The organism is Shewanella oneidensis MR-1, assembly GCF_000146165.2.
Lineage (GTDB): Bacteria > Pseudomonadota > Gammaproteobacteria > Enterobacterales > Shewanellaceae > Shewanella > Shewanella oneidensis.
In genome coordinates, this window is the sequence record NC_004347.2 from 1,718,929 (window position 1) to 1,742,562 (window position 23,634).

15 protein-coding genes and 1 pseudogene are annotated in these 23,634 nt (G+C 47.4%); 14 read left to right on the forward strand and 2 right to left on the reverse strand.

The genetic code is table 11. The features are described 5' to 3' along the window. Nucleotides 1–11: 11 nt before the first annotated feature. The 9 genes from bamA to tilS all read left to right on the forward strand — a co-directional run bounded on the left by bamA (nucleotide 12) and on the right by tilS (nucleotide 12,305). Nucleotides 12–2,492: an outer membrane protein assembly factor BamA gene (bamA, locus tag SO_RS07560; RefSeq protein ID WP_011071792.1), complete on the forward strand. Its 2,481-nt coding sequence runs from the start codon at nucleotides 12–14 to the stop codon at nucleotides 2,490–2,492. A 65-nt stretch (nucleotides 2,493–2,557) separates the two neighbouring features. Continuing rightward, complete coding sequence (locus SO_RS07565; RefSeq protein WP_037416754.1) at nucleotides 2,558–3,055, forward strand: OmpH family outer membrane protein; 498 nt, start codon at nucleotides 2,558–2,560, stop codon at nucleotides 3,053–3,055. Between the two features lie 3 nt (nucleotides 3,056–3,058). Further along, nucleotides 3,059–4,084: a UDP-3-O-(3-hydroxymyristoyl)glucosamine N-acyltransferase gene (gene lpxD, locus SO_RS07570; protein ID WP_011071794.1), complete on the forward strand. Its 1,026-nt coding sequence runs from the start codon at nucleotides 3,059–3,061 to the stop codon at nucleotides 4,082–4,084. A 31-nt stretch (nucleotides 4,085–4,115) separates the two neighbouring features. Next, nucleotides 4,116–4,580: a 3-hydroxyacyl-ACP dehydratase FabZ gene (fabZ, locus tag SO_RS07575; RefSeq protein WP_011071795.1), complete on the forward strand. Its 465-nt coding sequence runs from the start codon at nucleotides 4,116–4,118 to the stop codon at nucleotides 4,578–4,580. Beyond that, nucleotides 4,577–5,347, forward strand: a complete 771-nt coding sequence (lpxA, locus tag SO_RS07580; protein WP_011071796.1) for an acyl-ACP--UDP-N-acetylglucosamine O-acyltransferase — start codon at nucleotides 4,577–4,579, stop codon at nucleotides 5,345–5,347. The genes fabZ and lpxA overlap by 4 nt, the downstream gene beginning before the upstream one ends. 131 nt (nucleotides 5,348–5,478) lie before the next feature. Beyond that, the gene (lpxB, locus tag SO_RS07585) at nucleotides 5,479–6,636 is read left to right on the forward strand and encodes a lipid-A-disaccharide synthase (RefSeq protein ID WP_011071797.1); all 1,158 of its coding nucleotides are present in this window, start codon (nucleotides 5,479–5,481) and stop codon (nucleotides 6,634–6,636) included. Then, nucleotides 6,636–7,265 (forward strand): ribonuclease HII, encoded by a 630-nt coding sequence (gene rnhB / locus SO_RS07590; protein ID WP_011071798.1) that lies wholly within the window; start codon nucleotides 6,636–6,638, stop codon nucleotides 7,263–7,265. The genes lpxB and rnhB overlap by 1 nt, the downstream gene beginning before the upstream one ends. Nucleotides 7,266–7,381: 116 nt before the next feature. Further along, a complete protein-coding gene (gene dnaE, locus SO_RS07595; protein ID WP_011071799.1) occupies nucleotides 7,382–10,858 on the forward strand; it encodes a DNA polymerase III subunit alpha in 3,477 nt (1,158 codons plus the stop codon). Nucleotides 10,859–10,910: 52 nt separating this feature from the next. Further along, a complete protein-coding gene (tilS, locus tag SO_RS07600) occupies nucleotides 10,911–12,305 on the forward strand; it encodes a tRNA lysidine(34) synthetase TilS (RefSeq protein ID WP_011071800.1) in 1,395 nt (464 codons plus the stop codon). Nucleotides 12,306–12,384: 79 nt separating this feature from the next. Here the strand turns inward: tilS and dgcS are convergent, their stop codons facing one another. After that, complete coding sequence (gene dgcS, locus SO_RS07605; RefSeq protein ID WP_011071801.1) at nucleotides 12,385–13,275, reverse strand: diguanylate cyclase DgcS; 891 nt, start codon at nucleotides 13,273–13,275, stop codon at nucleotides 12,385–12,387. Between the two features lie 171 nt (nucleotides 13,276–13,446). Between dgcS and SO_RS07610 the strand changes: the two genes are divergently transcribed. Continuing rightward, complete coding sequence (locus SO_RS07610; protein WP_011071802.1) at nucleotides 13,447–15,393, forward strand: monovalent cation:proton antiporter family protein; 1,947 nt, start codon at nucleotides 13,447–13,449, stop codon at nucleotides 15,391–15,393. 116 nt (nucleotides 15,394–15,509) lie between these two features. Here SO_RS07610 and cspE read toward each other — a convergent pair whose 3' ends face one another. Further along, the gene (gene cspE / locus SO_RS07615) at nucleotides 15,510–15,719 is read right to left on the reverse strand and encodes a transcription antiterminator/RNA stability regulator CspE (RefSeq protein WP_011071803.1); all 210 of its coding nucleotides are present in this window, start codon (nucleotides 15,717–15,719) and stop codon (nucleotides 15,510–15,512) included. Nucleotides 15,720–16,237: 518 nt separating this feature from the next. Here cspE and SO_RS07620 point away from each other — a divergent pair. The 4 genes and pseudogenes from SO_RS07620 to rfbD all read left to right on the forward strand — a co-directional run bounded on the left by SO_RS07620 (nucleotide 16,238) and on the right by rfbD (nucleotide 23,472). Next, a pseudogene (locus SO_RS07620) lies at nucleotides 16,238–18,061 on the forward strand (DUF885 domain-containing protein). Nucleotides 18,062–18,299: 238 nt separating this feature from the next. Continuing rightward, nucleotides 18,300–21,590 carry a DEAD/DEAH box helicase gene (locus SO_RS07625; protein WP_011071804.1) on the forward strand — a complete coding sequence of 1,097 codons (3,291 nt, stop codon included), beginning with the start codon at nucleotides 18,300–18,302 and terminating at the stop codon, nucleotides 21,588–21,590. 120 nt (nucleotides 21,591–21,710) lie between these two features. Beyond that, nucleotides 21,711–22,469: a phosphatase gene (locus tag SO_RS07630; RefSeq protein WP_011071805.1), complete on the forward strand. Its 759-nt coding sequence runs from the start codon at nucleotides 21,711–21,713 to the stop codon at nucleotides 22,467–22,469. Between the two features lie 16 nt (nucleotides 22,470–22,485). Further along, nucleotides 22,486–23,472, forward strand: coding sequence for a dTDP-4-dehydrorhamnose reductase (gene rfbD / locus SO_RS07635; protein ID WP_011071806.1), 987 nt, complete (start codon nucleotides 22,486–22,488; stop codon nucleotides 23,470–23,472). The last annotated feature ends 162 nt before the right edge of the window (nucleotides 23,473–23,634 follow it).

Consider the following 23,634-nt stretch of genomic DNA (forward strand, 5'->3'; position numbering starts at 1 on the left):
AGAAGTGCTCTATGAGATTGAATAAACTTTTTGCCTCGATGTTATTCGTCGGTGCGTCGTTTTCAGGGACTGTGTTGGCGGATACTTTCCAACCCTTTGAAGTGACCGACATCCAAGTTGAAGGTTTGCAGCGAGTCGCACTGGGTGCTGCCTTGTTAAGCTTACCTGTGAAAGTGGGTGACACTGTAGATCAGTTAAAACTTCAGCAAGCCATTAAAAGCCTGTATGCATCGACTAACTTTGAAAATATTTCAGTCAGTCATGAAGATGGCGTGCTTATTGTCAAAGTGACGGAGCGGCCAACCATCAGTGCCGTGACCTTTGAAGGCAACAAAGACATTAAAGATGAGCAGTTACAGGAAAGTCTGGACGGCTCTGGTGTTAAAGTCGGCGAATCCTTAGACCGTACTATGCTCACAGGCATTGAAAAGGGTTTGCAAGACTTTTACTACGGCGTGGGTAAGTATGGCGCTAAAGTTGAAGCGCAAGTCATTAACTTGCCTCGTAACCGTGTCGAACTTAAGTTCAAATTTACCGAAGGTTTAGCGGCCGAAATCCGCCAAATTAACGTGGTTGGTAATCATGAGTTCACTGATGCTGAGCTTATTGGCATGTTAGAACTTAAAGATTATGTGGCATGGTGGGATCTGTTTGGTGAGCGCCGCTACCAGAAGCAAAAGCTTCAAGCCGACCTTGAAACGATTAAAACCTATTACCACAACAAGGGTTATATCCGCTTTGAAGTCACCTCGACTCAAGTGGCGATGACGCCTGACCGTAAAGGCTTATATATCACCATCAACGTTAACGAAGGTGAAAAGTACAAGGTCAAAGACGTTAACCTCACGGGCGATCTGATGGGCCGTGAAGAGTTAATGAAATCGATTCTACCAATCAAAGCGGGCGATATGTACAACGGCGGTGATGTTACCTTCGCCGAAGAGATGTACAGCAAGTATTTAGGTCGCTTCGGTTATGCCTATCCTGAGGTAAAAACCTACCCTGAAATTGATGATAAAACCAAGGAAGTGACCTTAAACATCAATATCAAACCGGGTAAGCGTGTTTATGTTCGTTCCATCAACTTTACGGGCAATACAGTCACTGAAGATGAAGTGATGCGCCGTGAACTGCGTCAGATGGAAGGTGCTTGGTTAAACTCTGCGCAAGTTGAGCAATCTAAAGCGCGTCTTAACCGTTTGGGCTTCTTTGAAACCGTTGATACTGAAACGATTCAAGTCCCAGGTACCGATGATTTAGTCGATGTGGCCGTTAAGGTGAAAGAACAGCCTTCCGGTTCATTCAACGCCGGCGTAGGTTACGGTACTGAATCAGGTCTAAGCTTGCAGTTTGGTGTGCAGCAAAATAACTTCCTCGGAACGGGTAACCAAGCGGGGGTGAGTTTAAGCACCAACAAGTACTCTAAAAACGTTAACTTATCTTACACCGATCCGTACTGGACCAAAGATGGTGTGAGCTTAGGCGGAAGCGTTTACTGGAACGAGTTTGATGCGAACGAAGCTAACCTTGAACGCTATAAAAACAGCTCCTATGGTGTGGCGTTAAACTCTGGCTTCCCGATTAACGAATACAACCGTATCAACGGTGGTATTGGCTATCGTCATAACACGATTTCGGAAATCTCCGCCTATGAGCAGGCGCTGCGTTTCTATAACATTTACCGTGACGATGATCCAAATGCTGACTTAAGTTTTGATAACTTTGAACTGAGTTTGGGCTGGTATCGCAGTACCTTAAACCGTGGCACCTTCCCTACGGACGGTTCGTCACAGCGTTTAAGCGGTAAGATGACAGTCCCTGCATCAGATCTGCAGTACTTTAAGACTGATTTCGATACCAACTACTATTTCCCCATCAACCGTAGTCAAAGTTTTGTGCTCTTAGCTCGCGGTCGTTTAGGTTATGGTAACGGTTATGGTCAATATAATGATAATGACCAAATTCTGCCGTTTTGGGAGAACTACTATTCAGGTGGAAGTAGTTCGCTGCGTGGCTTTAAATCTAACTCGGTTGGCCCGCGTTCATTTTATCTTTTCCGTGGTAGTGAACCGTGCTCGCCTGATCCATCGGGTGATGGCTGTAGCTTGCCGGGCGATCCAAACAAAATTCAGGTCAGTTCTGGTCGTTCAATCGGGGGTAACGCCATTGCGACAGCGAGTTTGGAGTTAATCGTTCCAACGCCATTCTTGGATGAGGCTTATACCAACTCTGTACGTACCAGTTTCTTTGTTGATGCCGGTAACGTGTGGGATACGGAATTTGATTACGCTAAGTATCAAACCTTACCCGCTGAAGAGTTTGATAAGTTGCAGGACTATAGTGACCCTGCGCGTATTAGGGCATCGTGGGGCGTAAGCTTACAGTGGTTATCACCTATGGGCCCTATGGTATTCAGTTTGGCATGGCCGGTTAAAGAATACGAAGGCGATCAAACAGAGATCTTCTCGTTCAATATTGGCAAAACTTTTTAAAAGGCATACACTCGGCAGGTTTTGCTGAATATAACAAAGGTAACAAGGAGTCTATTTTGAACAAGATGGTAAACCGTGCCCTGGTGACGTTAGCTTTATTAGGTGCACCTTTAGCGGCGCAAGCAGAAAATATTGCTGTAGTTGATATGGGCGCTGTGTTTGAGCAGTTACCTCAACGTGAGCAAATCATGCAATCTCTGAAGTCAGAGTTTGGTGATCGCATGTCTGAAGTTCAGAAAATGCAAGAAGAAATGCGCTCTCTGATGGAGAAGCAGCAACGTGATGGCGCGTTAATGAATGACACGCAAAAAACTGAGCTGGTTCGTAAAATGGAAGCGTTAAAATCTGAATATCAGTTGAAAGGTAAAGCGTTGGATGAAGACTTACGTCGTCGCCAAGGTGAAGAGCAAAACAAACTGTTAGTGAAGGTTCAAAAAGCCATTAACACTATCGCTGAAAAAGAAAAATACGATTTAGTTTTACAGCGTGGTGCAGTCATTTATGTTAAGCCAAACGCTGACATCAGTGGCAAAGTGGTTGAAGCCTTAAGCAAAGGCAAGTAATTAATGAAAAGTGTGACTTTAAAAGAGTTAAGCCTGTTATTAGATGGCGTTGTTCAGGGCGATGAAACCTTAGTGATCAACAGCGTTGCAACGCTTGAACATGCCACATCGGGACAAATCTCTTTTTTAGCCAACAGCAAATACCGTGCTCAGCTTGAATCAACTCAAGCGAGCGCGGTGTTATTGTCGGCTAAAGATGCGCAGGATTATCAAGGTACTGCGTTAGTTGTTAAAGACCCCTATGTGGGGTTTGCCCGTGTGGCACAGCTTTTAGATACCACACCTAAGGCGGCTATGGGTATCCATCCGTCGGCGCAAATCGACCCTTCTGCCCAACTGGGAGACGGGGTTGCGATTGGTGCTAATGCGGTGATTGGTGCTAATGTTATTCTCGGTGAAAATGTGCAAATTGGCGCGGGCACTGTGATTGGACAAGACTCCATCATAGGTTCTAACACCCGTCTATGGGCCAATGTCACCCTGTATCATAATGTTCACTTAGGCCAAGATTGTATTATTCATTCTGGCGCCATTATTGGCTCCGATGGTTTTGGTTATGCCAATGAGCGTGGACAATGGATTAAGATCCCCCAAACCGGCGGGGTGCGTATTGGTGATAGAGTCGAAATTGGTGCCAATTCAACCATTGATCGCGGTGCATTGGGTCATACCGAGATCCACAATGGCGTGATCATTGACAACCAAGTGCAGGTCGCCCATAACGATATCATTGGGGAAAATACCGCCATCGCTGGCAGTACCACGATAGCGGGCAGCGTGACGATTGGTAAGCATTGTATTATTGGCGGCAACTGCGCGATTGCAGGCCATTTAACGATTGCCGATGGTGTGCATCTTTCTGGCGCGACCAATGTTACCGGCAATATGCGTGAGCCGGGGTTATATTCATCTGCGACAGTGGCGATGGATAATAACTTGTGGCGTAAAAACACAGTTCGGTTCCGTCAATTGGACGAGCTGTTCCAGCGCGTGAAGGCGATCGAAAAGAATTTAAATACACCAGAGTAATTGCCTTAGGCAATTTTGAGGAACTAGGTTCGTGTCTAATCAAATGAACACTATGGATATTACGGAGATCCTTAAGTATCTTCCCCATAGATATCCATTCCTATTAATCGATCGCGTTTTAGATTTCACCCCAGGTGAGAGTCTCCATGCGATTAAAAACGTGACGATTAATGAGCCCTTCTTTCAGGGGCATTTCCCGATCCAGCCTGTGATGCCTGGCGTGCTGATTTTAGAAGCCATGGCACAGGCCACTGGTCTACTTGCTTTTAAGACCATGAGCGACGATGTGCCACCTCCTGGTGTGTTGTATTATTTTGCGGGTATTGATAACGCGCGTTTTAGACGTGTGGTTGAGCCTGGTGATCAAATCCATTTTGAAGTTAAAATGATTAAAGAGCGCCGCGGGATTGGCGTTTTCTATGGTGAGGCCAAAGTGGATGGTGAAGTGGTTTGTTCCGCTGAAATCATGTGTGCCCGCAGAGAGATTAATCAGTGATAGATACATTAGCGTTTGTGCATCCCGATGCAAAAATTGGTAAAAACGTCACCATAGGTCCATGGAGTTATGTGGGCGCGGGTGTCGAAATTGGCGACGATTGTTGGTTAAGCTCTCACGTGGTGGTGAAGGGGCCAACAGTGATAGGTAAAGGCAACCGTATTTTCCAATTCGCCTCAGTGGGTGAAGAATGCCAAGACAAAAAATACGCAGGTGAGCCTACACGCCTTATCATTGGCGATAACAACGTTATCCGTGAGCATGTCACCATTCACCGTGGAACAGTTCAAGACAATAGCGAAACCCGTATAGGTTCCAACAACCTGTTTATGAACTATGTGCATATTGCCCACGACTGTGTGGTGGGTAATAACGTGATTATGGCTAACAATGCGTCTATTGCAGGCCATGTGCATGTCGGTGACTGGGCGATTCTTGGCGGCATGACTGGCGTGCACCAATTTGTGCATATTGGTGCCCATGCTTTTACTGCCGGTTGCTCGTTATTGCTACAGGATGTGCCACCCTTTGTGATGGCTGCGGGTCAGCCCGCGATTCCTCGTGGCTTAAATAGCGAAGGCATGAAGCGCCGTGGTTTTTCTAAGGAAAGTCAATTAGCTGTGCGCCGCGCCTATAAAACCTTATATCGCAGCAGCCTGACCGTTGAAGAAGCGGTTGAGGCACTTGCCGAAGATGCACAAAATGATGCACAAGTTAAGTTGCTCGTTGAGTTTGTCAAATCTTCGGGTCGCGGCATTATTCGTTAGAGGCATTATGGGTTAAGAGTTACGACTCTACACTATGCCATTCATAGGCGCTGCTCGTGATATTCTGCTTTAGAAAATGCCATGGCAGAGATTCGCTGCGGTGCCATTAACTTGTCAGATATGATTGGTTTATGAGCAAAAAATCTCAATTAGTGTTTGCAATGGTCGCCGGAGAACTCTCCGGCGATATTTTAGGTGCGGGGTTAATGGCCGCGCTGCAAAAAACACACCCCAATGCCCGTTTTGTCGGTATTGGTGGACCTCGAATGGAAGCCTTAGGCTTCGAATCCCTGTTTGCGATGGAAGAGTTAGCCGTGATGGGGATTGTTGAAGTGCTATCGCGCTTGCCGCGATTACTTCATGTGCGCGCCTCCTTGATTAAATCCATCACCGAACTCAAGCCCGATTGTTTTATCGGGATTGATGCACCGGATTTCAATATCGGATTAGAGCTCAAGCTAAAAGCCCAGGGTATAAAAACGGTACATTATGTTAGCCCTTCGGTATGGGCGTGGCGGCCTAAGCGGATCTTTAAGATTGCTAAGGCTACCAATATGGTGTTGTCGTTATTGCCCTTCGAGAAAGCCTTTTATGACAAGCATCAAGTGCCTTGTACCTTTGTAGGCCATACCTTGGCCGATGACATTCCGCTCGAAAGCGATAAGGCCTGCGCGCGTCAAGTGCTTGAGTTGGATCAAGAGGCGGAATATTTAGCCATTTTACCTGGTTCGCGCGGCGGCGAGTTAAAGCAACTAGCCGAGCCGTTTGTTAAGGCGGCATTGCTTATCAAACAGCAATTTCCTGATATTCGCTTTGTGACGCCCTTAGTGAATCAAAAGCGCCGTGAGCAGTTTGAACAAGCCTTAAAAGATCACGCACCAGATCTGGAAATCCATATGGTGGAAGGTAAGTCACGCGAAGTGATGGCCGCCGCCGATGGTATTTTACTTGCATCGGGTACGGCGACCTTAGAAGCGATGTTGATCAAACGCCCGATGGTGGTGGCGTATCGCGTCAGTCCACTGACCTATAGTATTGCCAAGCGTATGATGCAGGTGAATCGTTTTTCCTTGCCGAATCTATTAGCAGGATGCGATGTGGTGCCGGAACTTATTCAACACGATTGCACGCCCGAGAAGATTGCTGCCGCGGTTGGTGTTGAACTTAATCGAGACTTTGCGCCGATTAAGGCCGAATTTGAGCGTTTACATCAAGTGCTGCGTTGTGATGCCAGCCAAAAAGCTGCAGAGGCGGTGTTAGCACTCGTCGATTTTAAGGAAGTGAATTAATGGCGGTATTTAAGACGCTGACTGACGCCGATATCGCCATGTTCTCAACCAGTTTGGTAGCCGGGGTGGATGAAGTCGGCCGCGGCCCCCTCGTTGGCGATGTGGTTACAGCAGCGGTGATCCTCGACCCTAATCGACCTATTTTGGGCTTAAATGATTCCAAAAAACTGACCGAAAAGCGCCGTGAGGCCTTGTTTGATGAGATTTGTGAAAAAGCCTTAAGTTTTCATGTGGGGCGGGCCAGTCCTGCGGAAATTGATGAGCTCAATATTCTGCATGCTACCATGCTTGCCATGCAGCGAGCAGTGTCAGGGCTTAAGCTCACTCCAGCGTTAGTCTTGGTCGATGGCAATCGCAGTCCGGCGTTTACTCACCAAGGGCTGTCTTTGGCGAGCCATAGCATAATCAAAGGTGATGGCTTGATTGCCAGCATTAGTGCGGCATCGATTATTGCCAAAGTGACACGCGATCGGGAGATGGATGCCCTTGATGCCGCCTATCCTCAATATGGTTTTGCCAAGCATAAAGGCTATCCCACAAAGGCGCATTTTGAGGCCATCGCCGAGCATGGCGTGTTCGACCAGTACCGTAAAAGTTTCAAACCCGTCAAGGCATTACTGGAGCGTTAACACCAATTGCGTGTTTTCATTTCAGCTTGAGAGCAAAGTCACTAGCCCAAGGGCGGTGACTTTGTTAGTCTGCTTTTTAGTGATTGTTAACCTGCTATTCAAAGATAATTCTAACTATGTCCGATCCTCGTTTTGTGCATCTGCGTGTCCACAGTGACTTTTCCATGTCTGATGGTGTGGCTAAGGTCAAGCCGATCCTCGCTCAAGTTGAAGCGAAAGGAATGGCGGCGGTGGCTTTGACGGATCAAAACAACCTCTGTGGTTTAGTCAAGTTTTACGGCGGTTGCCACGGTGCGGGGATCAAGCCGATTATTGGCGCGGACTTTTGGATGCAAGTGCCAGGCTTTGAGGATGAATTTTGTGCTGTCACCATTATCGCAATGGATAATGAAGGCTATCAAAATCTCACTCAAATCATCAGCCAAGCCTATTTACGTGGTCAAGTTCAAGGGCGTGTAGTGATTGACCAAGAGTGGTTGATCACTTACAACCCTGGCATTTTGCTACTGTCTGGCGGCAAAGAAGGGGACATAGGTAAAGCGCTGCTAAAAGGCAACAATACCCAAGTCGAGTCGTTATGCGAGTTTTATCAGCAGCATTTTGAGGGGCGTTATTTCCTCGAATTATTGCGTACAGGGCGCCCCGATGAGGAACGTTACCTGCATATGGCGGTGGGAGTAGCGCAGGAAAAGGGCATTCCGGTGGTAGCCACCAATCAGGTGGTGTTTTTAAAGCCTGAGGACTTTGAGGCACATGAAATCCGGGTCGCGATTCATGATGGTTTTACGCTTGCCGATCCGCGCCGTCCTAAAAAGTACAGTGAGCAGCAGTACCTTCGCAGTGAAGATGAAATGTGCGAACTGTTTGCCGATATTCCCGCAGCCCTTGCCAATACGGTTGAAATTGCTAAACGCTGTAACGTCACCATCCGTTTAAACGAATACTTTTTACCCAATTTTCCTACCGGCGACATGTCAATTGAAGATTTTCTGGTTGATTGCTCGAAAAAAGGGCTTGAAGAACGTTTAGCATTTTTATTCCCCGATCCACAAGTGCGCGCCGAGCGCCGCGGTGAGTACGATGAGCGTCTCGATGTGGAGCTCAAGGTGATTAACCAGATGGGCTTTCCTGGTTACTTCTTGATCGTGATGGAGTTTATCCAGTGGGGCAAGGATAATGGTATTCCTGTCGGCCCGGGCCGTGGTTCGGGCGCCGGATCACTTGTGGCCTACGCTCTTAAGATTACCGACTTAGACCCACTCGAATTCGACCTGCTGTTCGAACGTTTCTTGAACCCAGAGCGGGTGTCGATGCCCGACTTCGACGTCGACTTCTGTATGGATAGACGCGACGAGGTGATTGATCACGTGGCCGAACTCTACGGCCGTGAAGCGGTATCGCAAATTATCACCTTCGGTACTATGGCGGCAAAAGCGGTTATCCGTGACGTGGGCCGGGTGCTCGGTCATCCCTACGGCTTTGTGGATCGTATTTCAAAGCTTATCCCACCAGAGCCTGGGATGACACTGGCCAAAGCTTTTGAAGTGGAGCCAGCACTGCAGGAATCTTACGATGCCGATGAGGATGTCAAAGATCTTATCGACATGTGTCGTAAACTTGAGGGCGTCACCCGAAACGCGGGTAAACACGCGGGGGGCGTGGTCATCGCGCCCACCAAGATCACCGACTTTTCGCCGCTATACTGCGACGCCGAAGGTAAAAACCCCGTCACTCAGTTTGATAAAAACGATGTTGAAACCGCAGGGTTAGTGAAGTTCGACTTCCTTGGGCTTAGAACGCTCACCATCGTCGATTGGGCGCTGGAAATGATCAACAAGGTGGAGGTCAAAAATGGCCGTTCACCAATACGCATTGAAGCCATTCCGCTAGACGATCCTGCTTCGTTCCGATTACTGCAACGTTATGAAACCACCGCGGTATTCCAGCTCGAATCCCGCGGTATGAAGGACTTGATTAAACGCCTGCAGCCCGACTGCTTCGAAGATATGATCGCTCTGGTGGCACTTTTCCGCCCAGGGCCTCTGCAATCGGGCATGGTGGATAACTTTATCGAGCGTAAGCATGGCCGTGAAGAGGTGTCTTACCCCGATTCCCAATACCAGCATGAATCCTTAAAGGAACTACTCTCGCCCACCTACGGCATTATTTTGTACCAAGAGCAGGTGATGCAGATTGCACAGGTATTGTCGGGTTATACCTTAGGCGGCGCCGACATGCTGCGCCGTGCTATGGGTAAGAAAAAACCTGAGGAGATGGCCAAGCAGCGGAGTATTTTTAAAGAGGGCGCGATTAAAAACGGTGTCGATGGTGAGCTGTCGATGAAAATCTTCGACCTCGTGGAAAAGTTCGCCGGTTACGGTTTTAACAAATCTCACTCCGCGGCTTATGCGTTAGTTTCCTATCAAACCCTGTGGCTGAAGACCCATTTTCCACCGCAATTTATGGCAGCGGTGATGTCTGCCGATATGGATAACACCGATAAAATTGTGACCTTAGTGGATGAGTGTGAGCGGATGGGGCTCACCATCATTCCGCCGGATGTGAATAAGGGATTATTTAAGTTTACCGTTGATGATGATCTGCGGATTGTCTACGGCATCGGCGCCATCAAGGGCGTGGGTGAGGGGCCAGTTGAGTCGATTTTAGAGGCGCGTAAGGACGGTCCCTTTACAGATTTATTCGACTTTTGTGCCCGTATTGATCTTAAAAAGCTTAACAAGCGGGTGATTGAAAAGCTTATTTGCGCCGGCGCCTTAGATGCGCTTGGACCACACCGCGCCTCGATGATGGCAACCTTGCCTGAGGCGATAAGCGCTGCCGATCAGCACGCTAAGGCCGAGGCGATTGGCCAGCATGATATGTTTGGTCTGCTTAATAGCGATCCCGAGGACAGCAAGCAGCAGTTTGTTGAATGTACTCCGTGGCCGGATAAAATTTGGCTCGAAGGTGAGCGCGAAACCTTAGGGTTGTATTTAACGGGCCATCCCATAAATCAATACCTTAAAGAGCTTAAGCATTATACTTCTGGGCGGCTCAAGGATGTGCATCCCACTGATCGCGGTAAAACCGTGAAGGCGGCGGGGTTAGTGGTGGCGACCCGCGTGATGCTCACCAAACGCGGCTCGAAAATGGGCTTGTTGACCTTAGATGACAAGAGCGCTCGGCTCGAGGTGATGCTATTTACCGAAGCCTTTGAGAAGTTTAATCACCTGCTTGAAAAGGACCGGATCCTTATCTGCGAAGGTGAGGTGAGTTTCGATGATTTTGCCGGTGGCAACCGGATGACGGCGCGCAATATTATTGATATTAGTGAGGCGCGTAGCCATTTTGCCAGTGCATTGGAGATTGATTTAGAGGCATCGCAGTTGACTCCGAGTATGCTCGATAGCATCGAGCAGGCGATAAGTCCATGGCGTAATGGCGCTGTGCCAGTACTGATTAACTACAGTCAAGCTCAGGCCAAGGGGCAGTTTAGATTGGCTGAAGCCTGGCGAGTTAACCCAAGTGATGAGTTGGTCTTTGCCTTGGAAAGTTTACTTGGCCCCCATAAAGTGCGGATTGTATTTCCATAGTGAGTATCAGCCTTAAGCCGAGTTAAGCTTAGGGTTTTCGGTGGGGAAGAGGATGACTGCGCAGGATTTAAGTGTTCATATAGCGCGATGGTTAGACAGCTTGCCTCTTCAAGCGGGGAGCAAGTTAGTCCTCGCTTACAGTGGCGGAGTCGATTCCGAAGTGCTCGCCTACGGCTTAAGTGAATATGCTAAACAGCGTCCTGATTTACGCTATCAATTGATTTATGTACACCATGGCTTGAGCCCCAATGCCGATAATTGGGCCAAGCATTGTCAAGCTCGCGCCGCCATTTATGGTTTACCTGTGACGGTGGAACGGGTGCAGCTTATCCTTGGCCCTAGGGTGAGTGTCGAGGCCGAGGCGCGAAAAGCGCGTTATCAGGCGATTTTACCGCATCTTAATCCGCAGGATATCTTACTGACCGCCCACCACGAGGATGATCAACTTGAGACCATTCTGCTTGCCCTAAAACGCGGCCAAGGTCCTAAAGGGCTAGCAGCCATGGGGCAAATTCAGCCGCTCTCATTAGCAGACAAAGGATCTTGCCTACAAGTGCGTCCTTTGCTCGATATTAGCCGCGAGATGATTGAAACTTTCGCTCAAACGCGACAGCTAGTTCATATCGAAGATGAGAGTAATCAAGATGATAAGTACGATCGTAACTTTCTTCGCCTTGAAATTATTCCACGCCTAAAAGCGCGCTGGCCAAGTATCGCCACCACCGCCAGCCGCAGTGCCCAGCTTTGTGCCGAGCAGCAAGCCATAGTAGAAACTGAGGTCAGTGAGCGTTTACCTAAGCTGTTAGTCAAGGCGCCTGTTACCGAGCAAACTGTACTCAAGCTGAGTGAGTTGGCTGCACAACCGATTGAATGGCAAGGGATACTGCTGCGGGGCTTTATTGAGTCCCAAGAATTTTCACTGCCATCCTACGTGCAGTTGCAGCAAATGTTGCAGCAATTAATCCACGCTAAAGAGGATGCTAAGGTCCATATCCGCATTAATGACTGTGTGCTGCGCCGCTTTGCAGGGATGCTTTATCTGGATAGTGGAGAAACCCTATCTACCGCGCTCCACATTACAGCGCGCGACCTACATCAAGAGATTCTGACCTTATTGACTCAAGCATCAGCAATGGTTGAAGACAAGATTGTGCCATTTGCGTTGGTTACAACAGGTCCTCGGCTGCGTTTACCCAAAGCGGATGAAGTGGTGAGTCTAGGTTATGGATTGCCGGGGCAGTTTAGGTGTCAGCCACATTTTCGTGATAAGGGACGCGAGCTGAAAAAGTTATGGCAGGAATGTGCCGTGCCGCCTTGGTTACGTGCTGAAGTGGGATTCTTGTTCTACAACGATAAGCTCGTTATGGCATTTGGGCTGTGGGTTGAAAAGGCATTTTGCGCCCAAGGGGATGAAATAGGATTAAGTTATTTAATTGCTAATCCTTAGCTGGCAATGGATTAGTCGCTATAGCTGTTTAATGCCATTAGATAGATTATCGCCGATAAAGAGCAGCATCCATGCACGATTAAGACAGTTGAGTTGGGCTTAGCTTGTAGCAATTGCGGCCAGACGCTTTGGCTTGATACAAGGTTTTATCCGCCTGTTCATAAAGTTGCTCGGCTTCCATTGTTTCACTCGCTTCTGCAGCACCTAAGCTGCAGCTCACACCAAACTGATGAAAACTGGCATGGGTGTTAGTGGCGGATACGATACGTTCGCACAGTAATCCTGCTGCATGAATATTCCCTTGGACTATCACCACAAATTCATCCCCACCAATCCGAAAAGCCTGATCGGTACTGCGGATGCTGCTGCGGATAATGTCACCAAACTCCTTCAGAATATAATCCCCACATTTGTGACCATATTTATCATTTAGCTTTTTAAAATTATCTAAATCCAACACGATAAGCGACACGCTGCCCTGTTTTCTTTGTGCCCTAGCCACCGCATTTTTAAGACTTTGTGAGTAATAGTGGCGATTGCCTAGCCCTGTTAACGCATCAAACATCGCTTGCATGGACATTTCTTGGTACTGCATGGCATTCAGTAATGGCTGTAACAATAGCGGCTCGATTTCTTGCAAGCAGATACTCTGTGATGGCGTCAGCGGCGTTAACAGTTGATACTGCAATGTGAGCGGCGTACCGCCACAAATGATCTGCCGTTTAAGGCTAATGCCATAACGTTTGCCCCAGCTTAATTTATGTTGCTCTGATTGCAGACGAACACCTTGAATAGGCAGATGTTGTCCCAGCACTTTGCCGTAGCAGGCAAAGACTGTCCGCGGATCTAAACTGGCATGGAGTTGCTGGATCACTTGCACGAGATCCACTGGCGAGGATGTCGGGCTGTATGCGTCGGTTTGATAGTTATATTCATCGGGATATAACGTGGTCGCTAAGCCAAAGTCCATGATGATTACCCCAGCAAATAAAATGGCGATAAAAACTGTTACCTTGGTTAAGCAATATGTGTGCCGGAATATTTACTAATTAAATTTGTCTTTATATGTCACTCGGTTAAGCTTAAAGCTCTGCAGTTTATTTTTTAACATGCCAGTAATTTGACAGGAGCTAGTGCGTCTATGGAACATGGTTTCTTGATCCAAATTCTGTTGATGTTAGTCATTGCCATCATCGCGATTGCCCTACTTCGGCGTATCGGTTTGCCTGCTATTTTGGCGTATTTGTTAACCGGTGTACTCAGTGGGCCGAGTGGCTTTCATTGGTTCACTCAGCAGCAAATGCAGTCTGTCGCCGAGCTTGGGGTGGTGCTGTTGATGTTCACCTTAGGACTAGAGTTTTCGGTGCCGCGCCTATGGGCGATGCGCAGAACCGTATTTGGTTTAGGTAGCGCACAGGTCTTCGTTACCACTGTGTTGACTATGCTGGTGGCGTTAGCCTGTGGGTTGAATTGGCGTGAATCCCTTGTGATCGGTGCGGCAATAGCACTCTCATCCACCGCGATTGTTCTTAAGTTACTCAATGAATTAGGTTGGCTCAGACGTCGCCATGGCGAACTTTCAGTTAGTGTGCTGTTATTCCAAGATTTAGCCGTTGTCCCGCTGCTGATTTTGCTGCCATTACTTGGGCAGAGTGATGAGCCCTTGGTTTTGGCGTCCATTGCGTGGGCCTTGCTGAAGGGCATTCTTGCCTTCTTTTTCTTGATGGCTTTGGGCAAGTGGGCTTTACCAAGGCTTTTTGATGAAGTCGCAAGGTCGCGCTCGAATGAACTCTTTGTACTTTCGACGCTAGTCGTTGCCTTGGTGACGGGGGCATTTACCCAGTGGTTAGGATTATCGATGGCCTTGGGCGCATTTATGGCGGGGATGTTACTCGGTGAGAGTCAATATCGTCGCCAGCTAGAGGCGGATATCCGTCCCTTTCGTGATTTGTTAATGGGGTTGTTTTTTATCTCTATCGGTATGATGCTAAATTTTGCGCTTGTGATTCAGTTTTGGTGGCAAATTTTATTAATCCTGCTCGCTGTTGTGTTCGGCAAGGCACTTATCATCCACGGATTATTACGCTTGGTGGGCGAGCCCTTTCGGATTGCGATTAGCACAGCCTTAAGCTTGGCGCAGGTGGGGGAGTTTAGTTTTGTAGTGCTCGCCCTTGCCGTAAGTTATGGGCTATTGAGTAATGAGACCAGTACTATGCTGGTGATGGTGGCGGTCTTATCAATGAGTATCGCCCCTTGGTTGGTCCGCCACTGTATGGATATTGCAAAGTGGCTATTGGGGATACGCCAGTCTGGACATGTGGACGATGTCGTTCCCGTGATAACCGACGACCATGATTTGGTTGTGATTTTAGGATATGGACGCGTAGGGCAAACCATTGCACGTTTTTTAAAGACTGAAGCCGTGCCTTATTTGGTGCTCGATCTTGATCCCACAAGGGTTTATGAGGCGCGCCGTGCGGGGGAGCCGATTTACTTTGGCGATGTGTGTAAGCGTGCCATTCTAAAACAAATTGGCATTAAGCATGCAAAAATGATTGTCATCACCTTTTGTGAATCCCGTAGTGTCGAAGAAGCCTTACCTCTGTGTCGGCAATTAGCGCCCGAAGCTAACATTTTGGTCCGAACCCGCGATGACAGCGAGCTAGATCTATTGCAAAAGGCGGGTGCTAACCAAGTCATTCCTGAAACCTTAGAGGGAAGTTTGATGTTAGTTTCGCAGGTGCTGCATCAGTGTGGTGTACCATTGGCGCGGATCCTTAAACGTTTGGAGTCAGAGCGGCGCAATCATTATCAGTTTTTACATGGTTTTTTTTCGGGCACCGAGACGGATTTCACCTTAGAGTCCTTGCATGCCGTGCTGTTACACCGGGGCGCAGACGCTGTTGGTAAGCAAGTCGCCGATATCGATTGGGAGTTACTGCGGGTAGAACTGAGGGCGATACGACGCAGCGGTCAGGAAATTGAACATCCTGCATCAGATTGGGTTTTTCGAGCGGGGGATATTCTGTTGATCGTCGGTAAGCCAAGAAGATTAGAAAAAGCGGAAGCGAAATTACTGCAGGGCTAGTTGGTGTTACGAAAATATAAAGCAATTAAATAAACCACATAAATAAAAATGCCGACACTGAGTCGGCATTTTTGTCTGTGAACTTGTCGTCAATTAAATCCCTTGCGGGAGTTTAATTACAGAACAACTACGTTCGCAGCTTGAGGACCTTTTTGGCCTTGTTCGACTTCGTAAGAAACCTTTTGACCTTCAGCAAGGGTTTTAAAGCCATCAGATACGATTGCGCGGAAGTGAACGAATGCGTCAGCGCCACCGTTATCAGGGGAAATAAAACCAAAACCTTTGTCTTCGTTAAACCATTTTACTACGCCAGTAGTTTTAGACATGAATGTCTCCAAATTTTTCAAAAAAATAATTCGCAATAATGCGGAAACTTAGCCAGAAATAGAATTATTTACATTGATGATAAGTTATGAGTGGAAAGCTTCATGACAGTAAAAAATTACCGGGTGCAGCGAAGGTTTTCAAAAACATAATATTGCTTATAAATAGGTCTGACTCACAGGCCAGGACGCAGAATAGCATACTTCCACTTTTTGTATAGCTTTATTTTGAATAAGGGTATTTTCAATTGGCTGTGCCAAAAAAATTATAGAAAAATGAATATTTTTTATCTTAATTATTCATAAGGATAGGGCTTTTTGCACACATAATGGCGAGGTAAAAATAATTTTTCCGGCAGATCTCAATTGGAGAATAAATAGCGATGTATTGATTAGGCTGGGGGCTTAATCATTTGTTACTTTTTTTTACGTTGTTAAATTGTTGCGCAAATGTGTTGATGATATTGTTTCCATTCGGGATGTTCTCCCATTTGAGAATAATGATCAGTGGAGCATAAAGATTGAAAACGGTATTAAAACGAATTGGGCTTGGCACTTTAGCCCTAGTGCTATTGTTGATGGCGTTAGCCGCCCATGAATGGTTTGCGAAAAAGCCTTTTTTCTTCCGCGCATTTTTAGATAGAAGCCTTGTAAAAATGGCCTTTGAAAGTCCAGAGACCTTAACGTCCTTAGGATTTTTAGAATCGGTTGGGATCACGGGGCATAACGCCTTGCTCGATGATAATAGCCCAGAGGCCATGGACAAAACCTTTACTCAAGTCCGTGCCTTACGGGACACATTACTGAGTTATCAAAACGCCGAATTAGATAATAATCAGCGTATTTCGAAGGATATTGCACTGTATCTGGCGGATTTCGCTCTGGCAGCTGAACCTTACCGCTACCACAACTATCCTGTGAATCAGCTGTTTGGTGTGCAAAATGGTTACCCAAGCTTTATGCAGGCGCAACATCAAATTCATTCGGTTGATGATGCTGAAAATTACCTCTCGCGTTTAATCGCTGTGAAGACTAAATTTGGACAAACTTTAGAAGGATTAAAGCTTCGAGAAGCTAAGGGCATTATTCCGCCTAAGTTTGTGATTGAGCGGGTGCTCACCGAAATGAATGACTTTATCAGTGCGCCGGTTGAAGACAACATTCTCTATAGCTCCTTTAAAACCAAATTAGCAGAAACCCAAATTAGCAGCGATGAACAGGCGCGTTTGCTTGCTACGGCTAAAACCAATATTGAAGCTTACGTGCAGCCAGCGTATCGACTCTTTATTGATTATTTTACTGAGTTACAGACCAAAGCGGGCACAGATGATGGTTATTGGGCGCTGCCTAATGGGAATGTGGCTTATGAGCAGCTGCTGAAGTTCTTTACCACGACAAATTACACCGCCGATGAGATCCATGCTAAAGGATTGGCCGAGGTGAGCCGTATCCAAGGCGAAATCATGACGATCTTGGCCGCGCAGGGATACGATACAAGCCAAGGATTCTCGGTGGCGATTGAGGCACTGGCCGCTGATCCTAAATTTTACTATGAAGACTCCGCTGCTGGCAGAGCGTAGATTTTAGTGGATTACCAAAAAATCCTCGACGAGATAAATGCAGGACTCGACAACGCATTCCGTATCCGTCCAAAGGCGGGAATGGAAGTGGTGCGTATCCCTGAATTTAAAGAGAAAACGGCTCCTGGTGCTTATTATCAGCAACCGGCGATTGACGGCAGCCGCCCTGGACGTTTTTATGCCAATCTCTTTGATATTAAAGCAACGCCTAAATATGGTATGCGCACGCTAGCCTACCATGAGGGGATCCCTGGACATCATTTTCAGGTTGCTGTCGCGATGGAGCTTGAAGGACAACCGCTTATTCGCAAGATGGCGCCTTTTACTGCTTATATTGAAGGTTGGGCGCTCTATAGCGAACGTGTAGCTTGGGAACTCGGTTTCCAGCAAGATCCCTTTGATAATATTGGTCGCTTGCAGGCGGAATTGTTTAGAGCAGTGCGCCTCGTTGTTGATACGGGTATTCACCATAGCCGTTGGACGCGGGAGCAAGCTATTGACTATATGAAGAAAAATACCGGAATGTCAGACCGCGATGTGACGGCTGAAATTGAGCGTTATATTGTGATGCCCGGCCAAGCTACGGCCTATAAGGTGGGGATGATGAAGATCCTCGAACTGCGGGAAAAAGCCAAACAAGCCCTTGGGGATAAGTTTGACTTGCGGGATTTTCACGATGTGGTGCTGAAAAATGGCGCTGTTCCCTTAGATATTTTAGAAAAATTGGTTGACCGTTATATCGCCGATAAGCGCAGCCAAGCCTAAGATAGCGCTATTTTAGTTTGAACATCCCCGCAGGAATTCCCTGCGGGGTTGTTACCTCGTTTTGCGAGTCCTAACTTGCCAGAACGAACAAAATCTAATCTCGAAACGTTAACACGCCTTAGCTTTCTGGCTTTCCCCATCTTGTTTCAATACAATTCACCCTTACACGTTGATAAATGCCTTTGACAATTATGGTTTATTGTCTGTTGAGGTATTTTTGAGTTTCAAGGTTTTGCTGATGAATCGCTTTTCCCCCCAAGAGCCCATTCAATTGACTCAAACGGCTATTGAGTCCTTATTCACACCGCCGACGTTGATGCGTGCCCGTGATTATGTGATGCAGGGGAGGGTGTTAAGTGCAAAAGCCAATGCCGATTTTCGCCATATTGAAGGCTCGGTAGTGGGCAGTGAAACTTCGCCCTATCGTCAGGATATACGTCTGGTCAGCGTAAATCATAAGCTCATCATGAACGGTTTTTGCTCCTGTCCCGCAACGGGACATTGCAAGCATATGGCTGCTGTGCTGTATAGCTTGCTCACCGATAAAACGGTTGAGGATCAACGCATAGTACAATGGTTACATTTGCTCGATGATGCCGATGATCCTCGTTTGAACGATGTTGAATCCCTCTACGATGATCGGGTGCTGTATATCCTGTCAAAGGATAATAACGGGGTTTTTATCGAGCTAAGACGCGGCAAGCTTGGGAAGAAAGGCGGTTATAACAAGGGCTCCAAGATTGCACTTTCGGATGTGCAATATTATATGCCCGCATGGATTGGTGCAGAGGATGTGCTGATCATCAACCTGATTATGTCAACGAGGCGCCATGGCGCATCGCGGCTCTATCTTAAAGCGCAGTTAGGCGCGGTTGCGCTCGAGAAAATGCTCGCGACCGAACGCTGTTTTTGGGAGGAAAGTCGCCTCGCATTGACCGCGGGCGATGCCATTACGCCGCAGTTTAGTTGGCAAGATATTGATAGTGAACACAAGCAAATGCGCCTTGTTTTGCCCAAGCGAGATAACTGGGAGCTTGTGCCAACCGAGCCTGCGTATTATATCGAACTCGATTACTTTCAAATTGGTCTTATCGACACCGATATCAGTATTGAAAAATTGCGTCTACTCAGCCAAATGCCGCCCGTGCCTCGAACTCAGGTTGAGGTGGTGAGTCATAAACTGATTAAACATTTTTCGGCGCGTACAGTGCCGCTGCCAAGTGCCATCAATTTTGTCGAACTGAGGGATAAACTACGGGTTCGGTTGAGCCTGAATATGCTTTCGGCGGCATCGACTCAGGCCAATGCTACTCTGCCTAATACGATCCTGCCCAATACGACCCAACTCAAGACAACAACGCTGCATGCTCAAGCTATTACTATCAGCCAGCCCTATGTGACCTTGGCATTTATCTACGGTGATGTCGTTTTGAGTGGTAATGCTGCTAAAGAAGCCTTAACCCTTGTTACCCAAGGCGGAACGACCTATCAAATTAACCGTGCGCTGGATGAAGAGCAAGTTGCGGTTGAAACTTTACAAACACTTGGATTTAGTCGCTTTATATTCGATATTGGCAGTTTATCTTCCCACTGGCGTTTAGGGGCATTGCCCGATGGGATTCGGGAGTGGTTGCAATTTATCGAGGAAGACGTGCCAAGATTACAAGCCCAAGGTGTTGAGGTGTTATTGGCGCCCGAGTTTAGCCTTAAGGTAGTTGACACGGCGTTAACGGTTGAGCTGGATGACAGTAAAGAGGGCTGGTTTTCGCTGTCTTTGCATGCGGATATCAATGGTCAGCGCCTACCCATGTTGCCGCTGGTGGCCACTTGGCTTAAACAACATGGTGAGCCCGCCGATGATGCAGAGCTATTGCTACCTAGCCCAAATGGTGAGTGGCTTAAAATTAAAGCCAGTGTTATCAAACCCTTGATGAGTATTATTTTAGAGCTGTTTGAACAGCACCGCGGCAACAGTATCGCCTTACCTAAATATCGGGCACATTTACTCAATGAGTTAGCCCAGAGTGATATCAGCTTGCTCAATGGTGAGCGGGTGCGCCAACTTGCGGCCAAATTAGAACAATTTACTGGTGTTGTTGCGGTTACTGCGCCAACCCAATTACAGGCAGAACTGCGTCCCTACCAGCAACAGGGCTTAAATTGGCTATGTTTTTTAAAGGAATATCAGCTAGGTGGTATTTTAGCCGACGATATGGGATTGGGTAAAACCATTCAAACTTTGGCGTTCCTGTTGAAGCAAAAACAGCTTAAGTCAGCGGCTGGCCCTCATCTACCCAGTTTAATTATTTGCCCCACCAGTTTGGTCGGGAACTGGGCAAAGGAGGCGGCGAAATTTGCGCCTTCGTTAACACTGGCGGTGATCCATGGTGCACAGCGAGGGCCGCTTTTGGCACGGTTAAGTGAGTTTGATGTGGTTGTTACTACCTATCCGTTAATGGTGAGGGATAACGATTATTACCAGGCACAAGCTTTTGAGCACATTGTGCTCGATGAAGCACAGCAGATTAAAAATGCTCAAGCTAAAGTCAGTCAGATGATTAAAGCACTGCAATCGCCATTTAAACTCTGCCTTACGGGGACGCCCCTTGAAAACCATTTAGGTGAACTCAAATCCTTGATGGATTTTTGTTTGCCGGGACTCCTTGGGACAACGGCTTATTTTAATAAGGAGTTTCGCAATCGGATTGAGCGTTACGGCGATAGCGAGCAGGTAAAAGTGTTGAGTCAACGCATTGCGCCCTTTGTGCTCAGACGGACTAAGGCGGAGGTAGTGACTGAACTTCCGCCTAAAACCGAAATTTATCAAAGCCTTGAGCTTGAGAAAGATCAACGCAATCTGTACGAGAGTATTCGCTTAAGTATGGAGAAAAAAATTCGGGAATTATTTGCTACTCAAGGGGTTGCTGGGAGTCATATTGAGTTTTTAGATGCGTTGCTTAAATTGCGCCAAGCCTGCTGCGACCCAAGATTGGTTAAACTGGAGCAGGCGCAAAAGGTTAAAAATAACGCCAAGCTTAACTGGCTTAGCCAAAATCTGCCGGAAATGGTGCAGGAAGGTCGCAAGATTTTAATCTTCAGCCAATTTACTAGCATGCTGATTTTGATTGAAGAATTACTGCAATCCTTAGAGATCGACTACAGCAAATTGACAGGGCAAACTCGGCTACGTCAGGTGCAGATTGATAAATTCCAAGAAGGCGATACGCCAGTGTTTTTAATTAGCTTAAAGGCGGGTGGAACCGGGCTTAATTTGACCGCTGCTGATACGGTTATCCATTACGATCCTTGGTGGAATCCTGCGGCCGAAAGGCAAGCCACTGACAGAGCACACCGTATTGGCCAAGAAAACCCTGTGTTTGTCTACAAGCTTATTGCCGAGGGAACGGTCGAAGAAAAAATCCAAGAGATGCAGCAGCATAAACAAGGTTTAGCCGATAGTATTCTTGAAGGTAAGGGCAATGGCGCGTGGCAAGGCAGCGCCGATGAACTGCTATCTTTATTCCACTAAGGCATTGTTGCATATCACCGCCGATGGTCGTTTACTTGGCGACTCTTGTACAAGCCGAGCGGTACAGATTGATGGTTAAAAATTCTTTTTAAAATGCGAGTTAAAAGACAGAGGTGACCCATGCAGTACCCAGTCGATACCCATACCCATACCGTGGCATCCTCCCATGCCTATAGCACTATCCATGATTATCTTGCGGTGGCAAAACAAAAGGGGGTCCGCCTGTTTGCTACCACAGATCATGGCCCTGCCATGGCGGATGCACCGCATTTTTGGCATTTCGTGAATTTACGGGTATTGCCGCGTATGGTCGATGGCGTCGGGATTTTACGTGGCATTGAAGCCAATATTAAAAATCGCGACGGTGAAATCGATTACTTTGGCGATTATCTGTCGCAGCTTGATATTGTCTTGGCAGGATTCCATGAACCTGTGTTTGCGCCCTCGGATAAGGTAACCCATACCGAGGCGATGATTAATACCATTAGAAGTGGCAAGGTCGATATTATTACTCACCCAGGAAACCCCGCATATCCCATTGATATTGAAGCTGTCGTTACCGCTGCCGCCCAATATGGGGTTGCACTTGAAATTAATAATTCCTCCTTTGAAGTGTCTCGTAAGGGCAGTGAAGCAAACTGCACCGCGATAGCCAAGGCGGCGAAAGCGTTAGGTGCAACCTTAGTTATGGGGTCTGATTCCCATGTGGCATTTAGCCTTGGTGGATTTGATCGCGCCTTAAGCATTATCGATGCGGTTGATTATCCAAAGGATAAACTGCTTAATCGCTCGCCCATGGCGCTGTTAGACTTTTTGACTCTGCGTGGGCATCAAACTGTTGCTGATTTTATACCGCACTTTCGCGATGAAGCAATTTGAGGCTTTTGATAAATCAATGCAGGATGTCACTCCCGCGCGACCAACAGTCCTCTTAACTGGCGCGCACAGCCAACTGGCGAAAGCATTAATCCGAACGCATCTCAATGGTGGATTAGTATTTAATCTCCATCCGCTTACGCATGCAGCCTTAGATATCAGCGATAAATACAGTGTGGCTGAGGTGTTTGCGCAGGTGAAACCCGACTGGGTGATTAACTGCGCGGCCTATAATGCGGTCGACAAGGCTGAGACGGCGGTGGATGAGGCTTATCGCGTCAATAGCCTCGGCCCAGAATTATTGGCAACCGAATGTGCGCTCACGGGCGCGCGGTTAGTGCATATTTCCAGTGATTATGTTTTTAGCGGTCTGCTTACGGGAGTTGAGGCAAATGCCTTAAGTGAAACTGTGACACCTTCACCATTATCCGTTTATGGCAAGAGTAAGCTCGCCGGAGAGCAAGCGGTGCAGCGTATCTTGGGTGAGCGCGCAATTGTTATTCGTACCGCATGGCTGTACGGGGTCGATGGGCATAATTTTGTGAAAACCATGCTGAGGTTGATGGCCGCCACGCCCGATGCTCAGCCGCTCTTTGTGATTGACGATCAAATTGGCTCACCTACGTGGGTCGATGCCCTCGCGTCGCTTATCTGGCAACTGATGCTAAGGGGCGAGTCGGGGCTATTCCATTACGCTGGGCAGGGGCAATGCAGTTGGTATGAATTTGCTGCTGAAATTCAGCAGCAAGCGTTGGCTCTGAAGTTATTAAAGAAAGCCGTGCCTATCATTGCCACTGATAGCCTCAGTTATGCCGCCAAAGCGCTTGAGAAAGGCAATGTGCTGGCACAAAGGCCGAGTTACAGCGCGCTTAATAGCGCTAAACTACGAGATACGCTAGGGAAGGATAATCTTGCCGCAATACAATGTCCTGAAGTTTGGCAGGATTGGCGAGTACAACTCAACTGCATGCTTAACGCCCTTATAACACAAAGTGCAAAACCTTAAACAGACGCCGCTCAGTGCTACTCACTGGCAAGTGGATTGCCTTTGCTGCCCTTCCAATCCTATGTGGTTTATTTTCAAGGCGGTGAATACGAATGCAGCCTAGGGAATGACTCTTTTCAGCGTATCTTGCTTGGCTTAGACTCGACTTATTTAAAATTAACG

Excerpts from the sequence above, each read along its gene's own strand:
- bamA (WP_011071792.1), top strand. The coding sequence starts at position 12 with ATGAGATTGAATAAACTTTTTGCCTCGATGTTATTCGTCGGTGCGTCG.
- SO_RS07565 (WP_037416754.1), top strand. The coding sequence starts at position 2,558 with ATGGTAAACCGTGCCCTGGTGACGTTAGCTTTATTAGGTGCACCTTTA.
- lpxD (WP_011071794.1), top strand. The coding sequence starts at position 3,059 with ATGAAAAGTGTGACTTTAAAAGAGTTAAGCCTGTTATTAGATGGCGTT.
- lpxB (WP_011071797.1), top strand. The coding sequence starts at position 5,479 with ATGAGCAAAAAATCTCAATTAGTGTTTGCAATGGTCGCCGGAGAACTC.
- rnhB (WP_011071798.1), top strand. The coding sequence starts at position 6,636 with ATGGCGGTATTTAAGACGCTGACTGACGCCGATATCGCCATGTTCTCA.
- dnaE (WP_011071799.1), top strand. The coding sequence starts at position 7,382 with ATGTCCGATCCTCGTTTTGTGCATCTGCGTGTCCACAGTGACTTTTCC.
- tilS (WP_011071800.1), top strand. The coding sequence starts at position 10,911 with ATGACTGCGCAGGATTTAAGTGTTCATATAGCGCGATGGTTAGACAGC.
- dgcS (WP_011071801.1), bottom strand. The coding sequence starts at position 13,275 with ATGGACTTTGGCTTAGCGACCACGTTATATCCCGATGAATATAACTAT.
- SO_RS07610 (WP_011071802.1), top strand. The coding sequence starts at position 13,447 with ATGGAACATGGTTTCTTGATCCAAATTCTGTTGATGTTAGTCATTGCC.
- cspE (WP_011071803.1), bottom strand. The coding sequence starts at position 15,719 with ATGTCTAAAACTACTGGCGTAGTAAAATGGTTTAACGAAGACAAAGGT.
- SO_RS07625 (WP_011071804.1), top strand. The coding sequence starts at position 18,300 with ATGAATCGCTTTTCCCCCCAAGAGCCCATTCAATTGACTCAAACGGCT.
- SO_RS07630 (WP_011071805.1), top strand. The coding sequence starts at position 21,711 with ATGCAGTACCCAGTCGATACCCATACCCATACCGTGGCATCCTCCCAT.
- rfbD (WP_011071806.1), top strand. The coding sequence starts at position 22,486 with ATGCAGGATGTCACTCCCGCGCGACCAACAGTCCTCTTAACTGGCGCG.